The 12,363-nt window shown below is 65.2% G+C and carries 9 protein-coding genes; 6 read left to right on the top strand and 3 right to left on the bottom strand.

The genetic code is table 11. From position 1 onward, the window contains the following. The first annotated feature begins 72 nt into the window (after positions 1–72). Positions 73–1,104, top strand: coding sequence for an SDR family NAD(P)-dependent oxidoreductase (locus tag F6X39_RS28530; protein ID WP_187619040.1), 1,032 nt, complete (start codon positions 73–75; stop codon positions 1,102–1,104). A 113-nt stretch (positions 1,105–1,217) separates the two neighbouring features. Here the strand turns inward: F6X39_RS28530 and F6X39_RS28525 are convergent, their stop codons facing one another. Together F6X39_RS28525 and F6X39_RS28520 are read right to left on the bottom strand one after the other, a co-directional pair. Continuing rightward, positions 1,218–1,406 carry a hypothetical protein gene (locus F6X39_RS28525; RefSeq protein WP_187619039.1) on the bottom strand — a complete coding sequence of 63 codons (189 nt, stop codon included), beginning with the start codon at positions 1,404–1,406 and terminating at the stop codon, positions 1,218–1,220. A gap of 167 nt (positions 1,407–1,573) precedes the next feature. Next, positions 1,574–2,284: a pseudouridine synthase gene (locus F6X39_RS28520; protein WP_187619038.1), complete on the bottom strand. Its 711-nt coding sequence runs from the start codon at positions 2,282–2,284 to the stop codon at positions 1,574–1,576. A 95-nt stretch (positions 2,285–2,379) separates the two neighbouring features. Between F6X39_RS28520 and F6X39_RS28515 the strand changes: the two genes are divergently transcribed. Further along, positions 2,380–3,648 carry an MFS transporter gene (locus F6X39_RS28515; protein WP_187619037.1) on the top strand — a complete coding sequence of 423 codons (1,269 nt, stop codon included), beginning with the start codon at positions 2,380–2,382 and terminating at the stop codon, positions 3,646–3,648. Between the two features lie 356 nt (positions 3,649–4,004). Here F6X39_RS28515 and F6X39_RS28510 read toward each other — a convergent pair whose 3' ends face one another. Then, positions 4,005–5,750 carry an energy transducer TonB gene (locus tag F6X39_RS28510; RefSeq protein WP_262414842.1) on the bottom strand — a complete coding sequence of 582 codons (1,746 nt, stop codon included), beginning with the start codon at positions 5,748–5,750 and terminating at the stop codon, positions 4,005–4,007. A gap of 741 nt (positions 5,751–6,491) precedes the next feature. On the opposite strand from F6X39_RS28510, the gene F6X39_RS28505 reads away from it, so the two are divergent. The 4 genes from F6X39_RS28505 to gsiB all read left to right on the top strand — a co-directional run bounded on the left by F6X39_RS28505 (position 6,492) and on the right by gsiB (position 12,248). After that, on the top strand, positions 6,492–7,583 hold the full coding sequence (locus tag F6X39_RS28505) for a MurR/RpiR family transcriptional regulator (protein WP_187619036.1): 1,092 nt from the start codon (positions 6,492–6,494) through the stop codon (positions 7,581–7,583). Further along, on the top strand, positions 7,580–8,569 hold the full coding sequence (locus F6X39_RS28500) for an isoaspartyl peptidase/L-asparaginase family protein (RefSeq protein ID WP_187619035.1): 990 nt from the start codon (positions 7,580–7,582) through the stop codon (positions 8,567–8,569). The genes F6X39_RS28505 and F6X39_RS28500 overlap by 4 nt, the downstream gene beginning before the upstream one ends. A gap of 70 nt (positions 8,570–8,639) precedes the next feature. Beyond that, on the top strand, positions 8,640–10,562 hold the full coding sequence (locus F6X39_RS28495) for a dipeptide ABC transporter ATP-binding protein (RefSeq protein ID WP_187619034.1): 1,923 nt from the start codon (positions 8,640–8,642) through the stop codon (positions 10,560–10,562). A 123-nt stretch (positions 10,563–10,685) separates the two neighbouring features. Then, the gene (gene gsiB, locus F6X39_RS28490) at positions 10,686–12,248 is read left to right on the top strand and encodes a glutathione ABC transporter substrate-binding protein GsiB (protein WP_187619033.1); all 1,563 of its coding nucleotides are present in this window, start codon (positions 10,686–10,688) and stop codon (positions 12,246–12,248) included. The last annotated feature ends 115 nt before the right edge of the window (positions 12,249–12,363 follow it).

Raw genomic sequence — 12,363 nt, 5'->3', positions numbered from 1 at the left:
CGGAATCGTAATGGGACCCGCCGGATCAACCGCGCGGTACCTGTTGCGTGTGACCGCTACAATGCGCCCACCATGAAAGCGACACGAAACTTCCGCCGGCCGCGCGTGCTGATCGTAGGATGCGGCGACGTCGGCATGCGCTGCGTGCCCCTGTTGCGGCCGCGCGCGCGTATCTTCGCGTTGACGAGCCATGCCGCGCGCTGCGATGAGTTGCGCGCCGCGGGCGTGATGCCGCTCGTCGGCGATCTCGACGCGCGCGGCAGCCTCAAACGGCTCGCGCGCCTCGCGCCGACGGTGCTGCATCTCGCGCCGCCGCAGAAGTCCGGCGACGACGATCGACGCACTCGCGCGCTGCTTGCGACGTTAGGTGCCGCGGGCCGCATGAACGCTTGCGCGGCGAGGTCGTCCGTCGCGCCGATCGCGCGGTTGCGCCGTGCGCGCGCTTCAGGTCTGGACGCTGAAACACCCGATATTGTACCCGACGGGGTGCGCCGGACCGGCGCTTCGCGCGCACCGGTGCGCATCGTTTACGCGAGCACGACGGGCGTCTACGGCGATTGCGGCGGCGCGTGGATCGACGAAACGCGCGCGCCGCGGCCCGCGAATGCGCGCGCCAAACGTCGCGTGTCGGCCGAGCGGCAGTTGCGGCGCGCGACGGCGCGCGGCAGCGTCGCCACGAGCATCGCGCGGATCCCGGGCATCTATGCGCGCAACCGTCTGCCGCTCGCGCGGCTCGAAAGAGGCACGCCGGCGCTCGTCGATGCCGATGACGTCTACACGAATCACATCCACGCCGACGACCTCGCCGCGATCCTCGTGCGTCTCGCCACGCATGGCCGGCCCGCGCGCGCACTGCACGCGTCCGACGATTCGTCGCTGAAAATGGGGGAGTATTTCGACGCGGTCGCCGATGCGTTCGGGCTCGCGCGCCCACCGCGCATCACGAGAGAGCAGGCGGAGCAGCAGATCGATCCGATGCTGCTGTCGTTCATGCGCGAGTCGCGCCGGCTCGTGAACCGGCGTCTGAAGGAGGAATTGCGGGTACGTCTGCGCTATCCGAGCGTCGAGGATTTTTTGCGCGAGGCGAACGGGAAACGCGGCTAGGGCCAGCAGCAGAAACAAAATACCGCCTCGCGAGGGCCGGGTTGCCCCGCAAAGCGTATCCGCCGCACCGCATCAATGCGCCGCGCAAAACGAGCTGCGCGGTCCAACCGGCATCAGCTCAGCGCAGGCAGCACTTCCAGCAACAGGAAACACAGCATGCCGCCGATCAATGCGCCGATCAGATTCGGATGGTACTTGTGCCGCAGCCGCATGATGACCAGCAATCCGCCGACCAGTAGCAGCGCAAAGCAGATAAACGCGGTCATCGCGTGCGAAAACGCCATCGTGCCGTCGATTTGCATGGCGCCCCTCCTTGAAATCTTTGTAGTCGTTTGTTTAGACGAGTATAGGGCGACATGTAAGCAACGGCATGCTGCAACGCAACGGCCTATGTTCGGTGCACCGCAATGCGCGCGGGCTTTCTCCGGCGCATCAAGGGCTTAGGCGGGCGCTCGTTGGGGCTAGTCGTTTACCCGGTCCGCAGCGCGGCAAGACCCGCTTCGTCGAGCCATTGCCATGCGCCGGGCGCGAGCGTCGCGGGAAGCGCGAGTTCACCGATCCGTTCGCGATGCAGCGCCTCGCAGCGGTTGCCCGAGGCCGCGATCATCCGCTTGACCTGGTGGTATTTGCCTTCGAGCACGGTGAGCGCGAGCGTGTGAGTGTCGCGCGCCTGGGCGTCGAGCGCGGCGCTGGGTTTCGTTTCGCCGTGCAGCAGCACGCCGTCGCGCAGCGCGGCGAGCTGCGCGTCGTCGAGCGGATGGCGCGTGGTCGCGACGTAGAGCTTCGGCACCTTGCGTTTCGGCGACGTGAACTGATGCACGAACTTGCCGTCGTCGGAGAGCAGCAGGAGGCCCGTGGTGTCCTGATCGAGACGGCCGACGCACTGCACGCCGCGCTCGGCGAACTGCGGCGGCAGCAGGCTGAACACGCTCAGATGATGCTGCGGATCGCGCGAGCATTCGTAGCCGATGGGCTTGTTCAGCAACAGATACGCGTGCTCGCGATACGGCCATTCGACGCCGTCGACGCTAAAGCGCAACGCGCCGCCATCAACAACGAAATCGGCGTCGGCATCAGTGCAAATCGCACCGTCGACGCTGACGCGGCCGTCGCCGATCAGCGCACGGCATTGGCGGCGCGAACCGAAACCTTGAGTAAAGAGAATGCTTTCGAGATTCATGGCGAGCGAAGAATAACACCGCAAGAACCGGAGCGCCCCGCAGGCCCTGAGCGCCGACGATGAATGCCTCACGTCAAAACCTCGGGAGTGCATCGATGTCCGCCACGTCTTCCCCTTCGTCGTCTTCGCCGTCCAATGCTCAACGTCTGCCCCGCGCATTCCAGCGCCTCGCCTGGTCGAACCTGTGCGCGCAATCGGCGGAGCAGATCAGCCTCGCCGCCGCACCGCTCGTCGCGGTGTTCGCGCTCGGCGCCGACGCGCGCGATACCGGTCTGCTGCAAACCGCGCAGACGCTGCCGTTCCTGTTGCTGTCGATGCCGCTCGGCGTCTGGGCCGACCGCCGCTCGCGCCGCGTGCTGATGACGCTCGCCGAGAGCGTGCGGGTCTGCGCGATGCTGTGCGTGCTGCTGCTGGTGCTCACGCATGCGCTGAACCTGCCGCTGCTCGCCGCGCTCGGCTTCGTCGCCGCGACGGGTACGGTCGCCTACAACGTTGCGGCGCCGTCGCTGGTGCCGTCGATCGTGCCGCGCGACGCCTATGCGAGCGCGAACGGCCGGCTCGAACTCGCGCGCAGCGTCGCGTATTCGGCGGGGCCGGCGCTGGGCGGCGTGCTGGTCGGCTGGATCGGCGCGGGCTGGGCGTATGGCGGCGCGGCGATGTTGTCGGCGTTCGCGGTCGCGTTGCTGGCGGGATTGCGCGAGCCGCCGCGCGCGGCCGCGCCGCGGCGGCACTTCATGCTGGAGCTGCGCGACGGCACGCGCTTCGTGCTGCGCGATCCGTTGCTGCTGCCGATGCTGCTGACCGCCGTGTTCTTCAATCTCGGCTTCTTCATCCTGCAGGCGGTCTATGTGCCTTACGCGGTGCATCGGCTGGGGCTCAATGCCTCGGCGGTCGGCGTGACGCTCGGCGCGTACGGGGGCGGCATGGTCTGCGGCGCGCTCGCCGCGCCCGCGGTCGCGCGGCGTCTCGCATTCGGCCGTCTGCTGATCGTCGGACCGTCGTGCGGCCTGCTCGCGTCGCTCGTGATGGTGGCGACGCTGATCGTCCCATCGTTCTGGCTCGCGCTCGCGAGCTTCTTCCTGCTCGGCGCGGGACCAATCCTGTGGGTCGTCGGCTCGACCACGCTGCGTCAGGCGATCACGCCCGAACGGATGATCGGCCGCGTGTCCGCGCTGATCAGCACCGCCACCTACGGCGCGCGGCCGGTGGGCGCGCTGCTCGGCGCCGCGCTCAGCGCGCGCTGGAGCATCGACGTGTGTCTGGTCGCGGCGTCGCTCGCGTTCGTCGTGCAGGCGCTGATCATCGTGATGTCGCCGGCGGCGCGGCTCCTGGGCATTCCCGAACAGAGCGCGGCGGCGTGCTGAGCGGCGGAGCGCGGCACGCGGTGAAGCCACCCGTCGCGTCGATGAAAATGGATTTTCATCGGGGTGCAACAGGGCTCGGCTGCCGAACCCCTTTTCTGAAGGGCCGTAGGCCGCCCCAGTTATTGGGATGTCGCACACTGAACATCAAGGGCCTACGCGTAGCCGCGCCACATGTGCCAGAGTGGGTGCGACAAAGTTCGTGCGACTGGCCTACGTTCGCGCCAAAGTTGTAGCATGTCTCCGGCCGCGATCGGCCGGAGCCGACCCCGAAGCGACGGTCACGTTGCTCGAAAGGAGACGCTCACTGCGTGGTAGCTTATTACACGCGCGGACGAGAGATAAGGACCACAGGCCAATCAAATACCGGGCCTCAGCGTTATCGTGAACGATGGGGGTGCTCGACCGCTCTCATCCCGCGGCATTGGATCGGAGCGCCTGACCGCTTCAAGAGCGGCCCGATCCCACGCCCGATCGCCGCTCGGGCGGACAATCCTCACAGACTCCAAGCTGCCTGAAGGCGTGCAATTGACTTCGACCACCGTTTCCTTGCGATCCGCCTTTCCACTCCAGACGATGTTTGGGCGTACGTGTTGCCGCACCATTTCCGCGTAGTCGAACACCTTTGGTGCAGCGGCCGGTTGTCGAGCGGCCTGCGTCATCGAAGCTAGATTCTTCAGCGCTGTCATGAGCACGGAGGCAGAACGTCTCTGGTTTTCGAGCTCGGCAAGCATGACCCAGTCGCGTGCCGGTTGTGGTGTCTTGTCGAGGGCATCGCGATAGAAACGTGTGGCCCTGCACCATGCCACTGGAGAAAGGTCCGCTTGTTTGCCACTCATCAACAGCCCGAGATCGTCAGTCTCGGAAGGATCTTGTTTCAGCGCATCTGCGATAGACGTGGAGAGTGCAAGTTGCCCTTGCAACCGCTGTGCTGCAGTGATCTGTGGTGGTGGGGTATTCGCGGTTGACTGTTTAAGCAGATCGAACATTGCGTGCAGTTGGGCCTGAAAATCCTTATCACTCTCCGTTCCCAGGGAGAGATAGCGCGACGTAATCACCTGGAGATTCTTGGCGCCGCCACAATCCGGCGGCGCATTGTCGAGAGCGCGTGTTGACATGCCGATCAGCTGTTCACGGTCTTCCTGCGAAATTCGCTGCATTCCGTCCAGCATGCCCAATGCGTGCGAGAAGCCCATTGTGCTCGCGGCAGCTGGATCAGTATTGGAGGTAGAAAAGTAGGTTTTGATGTCCGGGTCGGAGACGACTTTTTGAGCCCATTCTGTCAGGATCTTCGCCTTGGATGAACCCGAAGGAATGCCGAGTCTAACGAATGCGGTCGTGTCGAGCGGTTTCCCGATCTCGAAAGGAAGCGCGGCTGCCAGAGGTGAGGGTGAGTTGACAACGCTCGCCGGAAGGGGCGTTTGGTGGACGGTGCCTGCCGCAACTGGATTGCTCGCCGCCGCGATATCCTGATCGGGCTGTGTTGCGTTGGCTTTCGGCCGCTGGACATGGAAAACGAAGTCTGGCTTTACGTGTGGCAGATCTACCGTGCCTGGGTGGCAAAGCATGCTGCGCAACTGCGCTGGCGTTGGTGAAGCTAAAGCGGGTCCGCTAATGGAATAGGACGACTGTTTTACAGAATTGACGATATTCTTACTTCCATTGATTGTGACCGTACTATTCGCGCGACCCCAATGGAAGAACCATTGCATGCCCCCACTAGCGGTAGGCTCAACCAGAATCCCGAACGTATCGCCGTCACCGGCGAGCGTTTGATATACGGCATCGCCGCGCGGCGAAACGCCTGGTGTAAGAATGCGCCCCTGCAGCCCTGCGTTGGTCGCCGTCCCGGCCGCCAACCTATAGCATCCACTTCCGACGGACGCCGGGCCTTCATCATCTTGTTCGAAGGCCGTGATTTGACCATTCTGATCGATTTCGATATAGCCATTGGTCGGCACCTTGACACCGTCGATCGTGACTGGGTGCGCTGAGCTGTAGACACCGGCCAATGAAGAAACATTGTCTGCGCAATTGCCCGCTTGAGCGTATCCAGCGAGCCCGAGCGCGAGAAATGAAATAGCTAAGATGTTTCTGAATTCCATGGATCAAGGCTGAAAAAAAGCTTTGGACAAGCTGATGCGGCGGTCCAGCTTGCGCTTGGTGCGTTTCAACTACAGTGCGGTCACGGATTGTCGACGATTTACGCATCGATGTCGACGGGCCGCTTTTGGCCGAACCCGGTCCGATAGCTGAATTGAGAACCGCTTGCCGGCCCGCAGCGGATGATCGTCGCAAGTCGGACCCACAACGGCCAATTAGCTGTATTAGCCGACCGACCGAGGCGTCTACTTCCTGTTCTGAAACGGACGGCCGCAGTCCTCTCCGTCATGCAGGCGTTACCACGGCGGGTAGAAGGTATTGCCGAAACGCACTGGCATTCGCTGGCGTGCAGCAAGTCCATCCAACGCTGCTTGTCTCAACTCAACATATCGGCCCGCTATACCGTCAGTGGCGATCAACAGAGCGCACCCCATGACAGTCCCGGCGATCGTGGGAAACGATCCTGCACCGTGTAACGAACTATTTCGCCAATCGGCCAAAGCATCTGGCCCAGGCTTGTCCTCCAATTGCACGAGGCGACCGAATATTTCATCCAGATATCGCCCAGCCGCCTCCCCGGTCAATCGTAGAACTATGGCGCCAGTCGCGCTTACTCTGGCGCCTACGAGGGCTTCGGTCGGTGAAAACCCTCGAAATAATGAAAATGAATTTTTTTCGGCGCGTGTTTCATGTAAATATAATTTCATCCCATTCGCATAGAACAACCGCGCCTGTCCGCTCGCATGATCCATCACCCGTCCGCTGTGTCGAACCCCGCCGAGCAGGCCATTGCCGCGCGCATCACCGCCGCGATGCCGACGCTCACGCCGATCCACCAGCGCATGGGCGAGTACGTGCTGGCCCATCTGTTCCGCGCGGCGACGATGCGTATCGACGAGCTCGCGAGCGTGGTCGGCGCGTCGGTCGCGAGCGCGAATCGCTTTGCGCGCGCGCTCGGCTTCGACGGTTATCCGCAGTTTCGCGAGGCGCTCGTGCGTGGCTTCGAGGCGACGCTCGCGCCGGTCGAGCGGCTGCGCAGCGCGCAGGAAACGCTCGCGGCCGGTGACGATCTGATCGACGCGTCGCTCGAGCAGGCCGTCAACAATCTGCACGCAACGCGTACGTCGATCGATCGCGCGACCGCCGACGCCGCCGTCGACGCGATCATCGCCGCGCGTCGCGTATTCGTGATCGGCTTCGGCGCCAGCGCGTTTCTCGCGAGCTTGATGGAGCACGGACTTCTGCCGTATCACGACAACGTGCATTCGCTGGCGCTGAGCGGCGGGCCGTCGCATGCGGCGCGGCACCTCGTGGGTTCGGGCCCGGGCGATCTCGTGATCGGCATCGCGTTTCCGCGCTATGTCGAGGACACGATCGAGCTCGCGCGCCGCGCCTCCGAACGCGGCGCACGCGTGCTCGCGCTCACCGACGGTCCGCGCTCGCCGCTCGTGCGGTTCGCGGACCTGGCGCTGTATGTCCGCACCGACCGGCGTCTCGCGTCGAATGCCGATTCGGCCGTGCTCGCGGTCATCGAGGCGTTGTGCGACGCGGTCGCGTATCGCGCGCAACGCTCGGTCAAGGCGGCCGCCGAGGTCAGCGAGTTCGTGCTGCCGTGGCTGTTCGATCCGCAGTCGGGCGCGGCCGGCGCCGCGCAGGAGCCGGCGCGCGCCGTGAGCAAAGCCGCGCGCGCGAGGGCTGCAAGGCTAAAACACAGCGACGGCGCAAAGGCCGACAGCACCCAAGCCAGAAGCACGAAAGCCAGGGATGCCGAAGCAAAAGCCATCACAGCACCCCGCACTCCCCGAACCACCCGCACTTCACGATCCAGACGATGAACTCCAACGCAGTCATTGCCATTCACGGCGGGGCAGGGACGATCCTGCGCACGTCGATGTCGGCCAGCGCCGAAACCGGATATCACGCGGCGCTCAACGCGGTGCTGAGCGCTGGCCAGCGCGTGCTCGCCGACGGCGGCAGCGCGCTCGACGCGGTCAGCGAAGCGGTGCGGCTGCTCGAAGACTGCGCGCTCTTCAATGCGGGCCACGGCGCGGTCTACACGGCGGCCGGCACGCACGAGCTCGACGCCGCGATCATGGACGGCCGCAGGCTCGACGCGGGCGCGATCTGTTGCGTGAAGCGCGTGCGCAATCCGATTCTCGCCGCGCGCCGCGTGCTCGAGCGCAGCGACCACGTGCTGTTCACCGGTGAAGGCGCGGAAGCGTTCGCGGCAACGCAGGGGCTCGAGTTCGTCGACAACAGCTACTTCGACACCGACGCGCGCTATCGCCAATGGCAACTGGCGCGCGAGCAGCAGCGTCCGATGCTCGATCACGACGCCGCGACGCTCGCGTCCACGGCTTCGAGCAACGACGACCCGACGCCGCACGAGCCGATCGATCCGAATCGCAAGTTCGGCACCGTCGGCGCAGTCGCGCTCGACCGCCACGGGCATCTCGCCGCGGCGACCTCGACGGGCGGCGTGACCAACAAGCAGGTGGGCCGCGTCGGCGATACGCCGCTGATCGGCGCGGGCTGCTACGCGGACGACGCGACCTGCGCGGTATCGACCACCGGCGCGGGCGAAATGTTCATGCGCATGGTCGCCGCCTACGACGTCGCCGCGCAGATGGCCTATCGCCAGGTCTCGCTCGAAGAAGCCGCGCACGACGTCGTGATGAACCGCTTGCCGAAGATCGACGGACGCGGCGGCCTCGTCGCCGTCGACGCGCGGGGCAATGTCACGCTGCCGTTCAATACCGAGGGTATGTACCGCGGTTTCGCGCGGCTCGGCGAAGCGCCGGTGACGGCGATCTATCGCTAGCCGCTGGCGCGTGTCGCCACCTGCCTGAGGCCCCGTTAGCCGCGTTCGAATTCAAAGCAAAGGAACCACCGTGCCGACTTCCTCGCACACCGCCAGCCCGCGTATCGAGACCCTGCCGCCGCAGCGCGTGCTCGCGGTCGACGATCTGACGGTCGCGTTCCGCCGCGGCGATTCGACCTTCAACGCGGTGCGCAATCTGTCGTTCACGGTCGAGCGCGGCGAGACGCTCGCGATCGTCGGCGAATCGGGCTCCGGCAAGTCGGTCACGTCGCTGGCGCTGATGCGGCTGATCGAGCATGGCGGCGGCCGTCTTGCCGGCGGCAGCATCGCATTCCGGGGGCGCGACGGCAGCGTGCTCGATCTCGCGAAGGCGTCGTCCGGCACGATGCGCACAGTTCGCGGCGCCGACATCGCGATGATCTTCCAGGAGCCGATGACCTCGCTCAATCCGGTCTTCACGGTCGGCGATCAGATCAGCGAGGCGATCGCGCTGCACCAGGGCAAGAGCCGCGAGGCCGCGCGCGCCGAAACCTTGCGTCTGCTCGAGATCGTGCGGATTCCCGAGGCAAGGCGCGTCGCGGCGCGTTACCCGCATCAGCTGTCGGGCGGCATGCGCCAGCGCGTGATGATCGCGATGGCGTTGTCGTGCAAGCCTGCGCTGCTGATCGCCGATGAACCGACCACCGCGCTCGACGTCACGATCCAGGCGCAGATCCTGCAACTGATTCGCGGCTTGCAGGACGAGATGAACATGGGCGTGATCTTCATCACGCACGACATGGGCGTGGTCGCCGAAGTGGCCGACCGCGTGCTCGTCATGTATCGCGGCGAGAAGGTCGAGGAGGGTGCGTCGGACGCGCTGTTCGCCGCGCCGTCGCATCCGTACACGAAGGCGCTGCTCGCGGCGGTGCCGCGGCTCGGCTCGATGCACGGCACCGATCAGCCCGCGCGCTTTCCGATCCTGAGCGTCGAGCAGGCCGGCGCGAACGGCGCCGATGCGGCGGTGCAGCCGGCGGCGGCTGTCGCCGAAGAAGCGCAGCCGCAGGTGCGCGACGACACGCCGCCGATCCTGCGCGTGCGCGATCTGGTCACGCGCTTTCCGGTCCGTAGCGGCCTGTTCGGCCGTATGACGGGCCGTGTGCATGCGGTCGAAAAAGTCAGCTTCGATCTGCGGCCCGGCGAAACGCTCGCGCTGGTCGGCGAGTCGGGCTGCGGCAAGTCGACCACGGGCCGCTCGCTGCTGAGGCTCGTCGAAAGTCAGAGTGGCTCGATCGAATTCGCTGGCAAGGAAATCAGCTCGCTGACCGGGCCCGCGTTGCAGGCGCTGCGTCGCGATATCCAGTTTATTTTCCAGGACCCGTTCGCGTCGTTGAATCCGCGCTTGACCGTCGGCTTCTCGATCATGGAGCCGCTGCTCGTGCATGGCGTCGCGCAGGGTGGACAAGCGCAGGCGCGCGTCGCGTGGCTGCTCGAGAAAGTCGGTTTGCCGGCCGAGGCCGCGCGCCGCTATCCGCATGAGTTTTCGGGCGGGCAGCGTCAGCGTATCGCGATTGCTCGCGCGCTCGCGCTGAATCCGAAGGTCGTGATCGCCGACGAATCGGTGTCCGCGCTCGACGTCTCCGTGCAGGCGCAGATCGTCAATCTGATGCTCGACCTGCAGCGCGAGCTCGGCGTCGCGTATCTGTTCATTTCGCACGACATGGCGGTGGTCGAGCGGGTCAGCCATCGCGTCGCAGTGATGTATCTCGGCCAGATCGTCGAGATCGGTCCGCGTCGCGCGGTGTTCGAGGCGCCCCAGCATCCGTACACGAAGAAGCTGATGAGCGCGGTGCCGGTCGCCGATCCCGCGCGCCGTCACGCGCAACGCATGCTCGCCGCCGACGATATTCCGAGCCCGATCCGCGCGCTGCACGACGAGCCGGTCGTCGCGCCGCTCGTCGCGGTGGGACCGGATCATTTCGTCGCGCAGCATCGCGTCGGCGGCGCTTATTGAGCGAAGCGCCGCATCGCGTTAAAGCAAAAAGACCCGAAGCAAAACCCGCAGCACCCGCAGCCGAAGCGCAAGCCAACCATAACGACCCTGTCACATCCTTAACTCGCAGCCTGGAGCAATCTCATGAACCTGCTGTTCCCGTCCTCTCCGTTTCGTTTGCGCGCGCTCGTCAGCGGCGGCGCGGTGGTGTTCGCGACGCTCGCGGGCAATCTGGCGCACGCCGAAACGACGGCCGTGATGGCCGTCGCGTCGACCTTCACGTCGCTCGATCCGTACGACGCGAACGACACGCTGTCGCAGGCGGTCGCGAAATCGTTCTATCAGGGGCTGTTCGGCTTCGACAAGGACATGAAGCTCGTCAACGTGCTCGCCGACAGCTATGAGGCGAGCCCCGACGCGCGCGTCTATACGATCAAGCTGCGCCATGGCGTGAAGTTCCAGGACGGCACCGACTTCAATGCGGCCGCCGTGAAGGCGAACTTCGACCGCGTGACCGATCCGGCCAACAAGCTGAAGCGCTACAACATGTTCAGCCGCATCGAGAAAACGGAAGTGGTCGATCCGTACACGGTGCGCGTCACGCTGAAAACGCCGTTCTCGGCGTTCATCAACGTGCTCGCGCATCCGTCTGCGGTGATGATCTCGCCGGACGCGCTGAAGAAGTACGGCAAGGACATCGCGTTTCATCCGGTCGGCACGGGCCCGTTCGAACTCGTGAAGTGGGACCCGGCCGGCGACCTGACCGTGAAGAAGTTCGCCGGCTACTGGAAGAAGGGTTATCCGAAGATCGATGCGATCGACTGGAAGCCGGTCGTCGACAACAACACGCGTGCCGCGCTGATCCGCACCGGCGAAGCGGACTTCGCGTTCCAGGTGCCGTTCGAGCAGGCCGCGCAACTGCAGTCGAGCCCGAAGGTCGATCTGATCGCGGCGCCGTCGATCATCCAGCGCTACATCAGCCTGAACATGAACCAGAAGCCCTTCGACAACCCGAAGGTGCGCGAGGCGCTGAATTACGCGGTCAACAAGGAAGCGCTGACGAAGGTCGCGTTCGCCGGGTACGCGACGCCGGCCGACGGCGTCGTGCCGCAGGGCGTCGACTATGCGGTCAAGCTCGGACCCTGGCCGTACGATCCCGCGAAGGCGCGCGAACTGCTGAAGGAAGCGGGCTATCCGAACGGCTTCGAAACGACGCTGTGGTCCGCGTATAACTACTCGACTGCGCAGAAGGTGATCCAGTTCGTGCAGCAGCAGCTCGCGCAGGTCAGCATCAAGGCCAGCGTCGAGGCGCTCGAAGCGGGTCAGCGCGTCGCCAAGGTCGAAAGCGCGCAGGATCCGGCGACCGCGCCGGTGCGGATGTACTACGCGGGCTGGTCGTCGTCGACCGGTGAAGCGGACTGGGCGATCAGCCCGCTGCTCGCGGGCTACTCGATTCCGCCGAAGATGGTCAACACGTCGTACTACAAGAACGACGCGGTCGACAACGATCTGAAGCAGGCGCTCGAAACGACCGACCGCACGCAGAAGGCCGCGCTCTACACCGACGCGCAGAAGCGCATCTGGGCCGACGCGCCGTGGATCTTCCTCGTCAAGGAGAAGGTCGTGTATGCGCGCAGCAAGCGTCTGTCGGGCGCTTACGTCGCGCCGGACGGCTCGTTCAACTTCGACGAGATCGCGATCAAGTGATGAGCTGACGAGGCGGCATGCGCAGGCGGCGGTTCACCCAGCCCGCCGCCGCGCCGCCGCCGCACACGAGTCCTCGTTGCCCGCCTGATTTGCCGCTCAATTGCCGCTCATTTGC

Origin of the sequence: Paraburkholderia sp. UCT2, from assembly GCF_014397665.1 — a bacterium.
In the GTDB taxonomy this organism is placed as follows: domain Bacteria; phylum Pseudomonadota; class Gammaproteobacteria; order Burkholderiales; family Burkholderiaceae; genus Paraburkholderia; species Paraburkholderia tuberum.
Note: the sequence above shows the minus strand (reverse complement) of the source record. Positions and strands in the feature narration are given on the sequence as shown.

Excerpts from the sequence above, each read along its gene's own strand:
- F6X39_RS28505 (WP_187619036.1), top strand. The coding sequence starts at position 6,492 with ATGATCCATCACCCGTCCGCTGTGTCGAACCCCGCCGAGCAGGCCATT.
- F6X39_RS28510 (WP_262414842.1), bottom strand. The coding sequence starts at position 5,750 with ATGGAATTCAGAAACATCTTAGCTATTTCATTTCTCGCGCTCGGGCTC.
- gsiB (WP_187619033.1), top strand. The coding sequence starts at position 10,686 with ATGAACCTGCTGTTCCCGTCCTCTCCGTTTCGTTTGCGCGCGCTCGTC.
- F6X39_RS28520 (WP_187619038.1), bottom strand. The coding sequence starts at position 2,284 with ATGAATCTCGAAAGCATTCTCTTTACTCAAGGTTTCGGTTCGCGCCGC.
- F6X39_RS28515 (WP_187619037.1), top strand. The coding sequence starts at position 2,380 with ATGTCCGCCACGTCTTCCCCTTCGTCGTCTTCGCCGTCCAATGCTCAA.
- F6X39_RS28530 (WP_187619040.1), top strand. The coding sequence starts at position 73 with ATGAAAGCGACACGAAACTTCCGCCGGCCGCGCGTGCTGATCGTAGGA.
- F6X39_RS28525 (WP_187619039.1), bottom strand. The coding sequence starts at position 1,406 with ATGCAAATCGACGGCACGATGGCGTTTTCGCACGCGATGACCGCGTTT.
- F6X39_RS28500 (WP_187619035.1), top strand. The coding sequence starts at position 7,580 with ATGAACTCCAACGCAGTCATTGCCATTCACGGCGGGGCAGGGACGATC.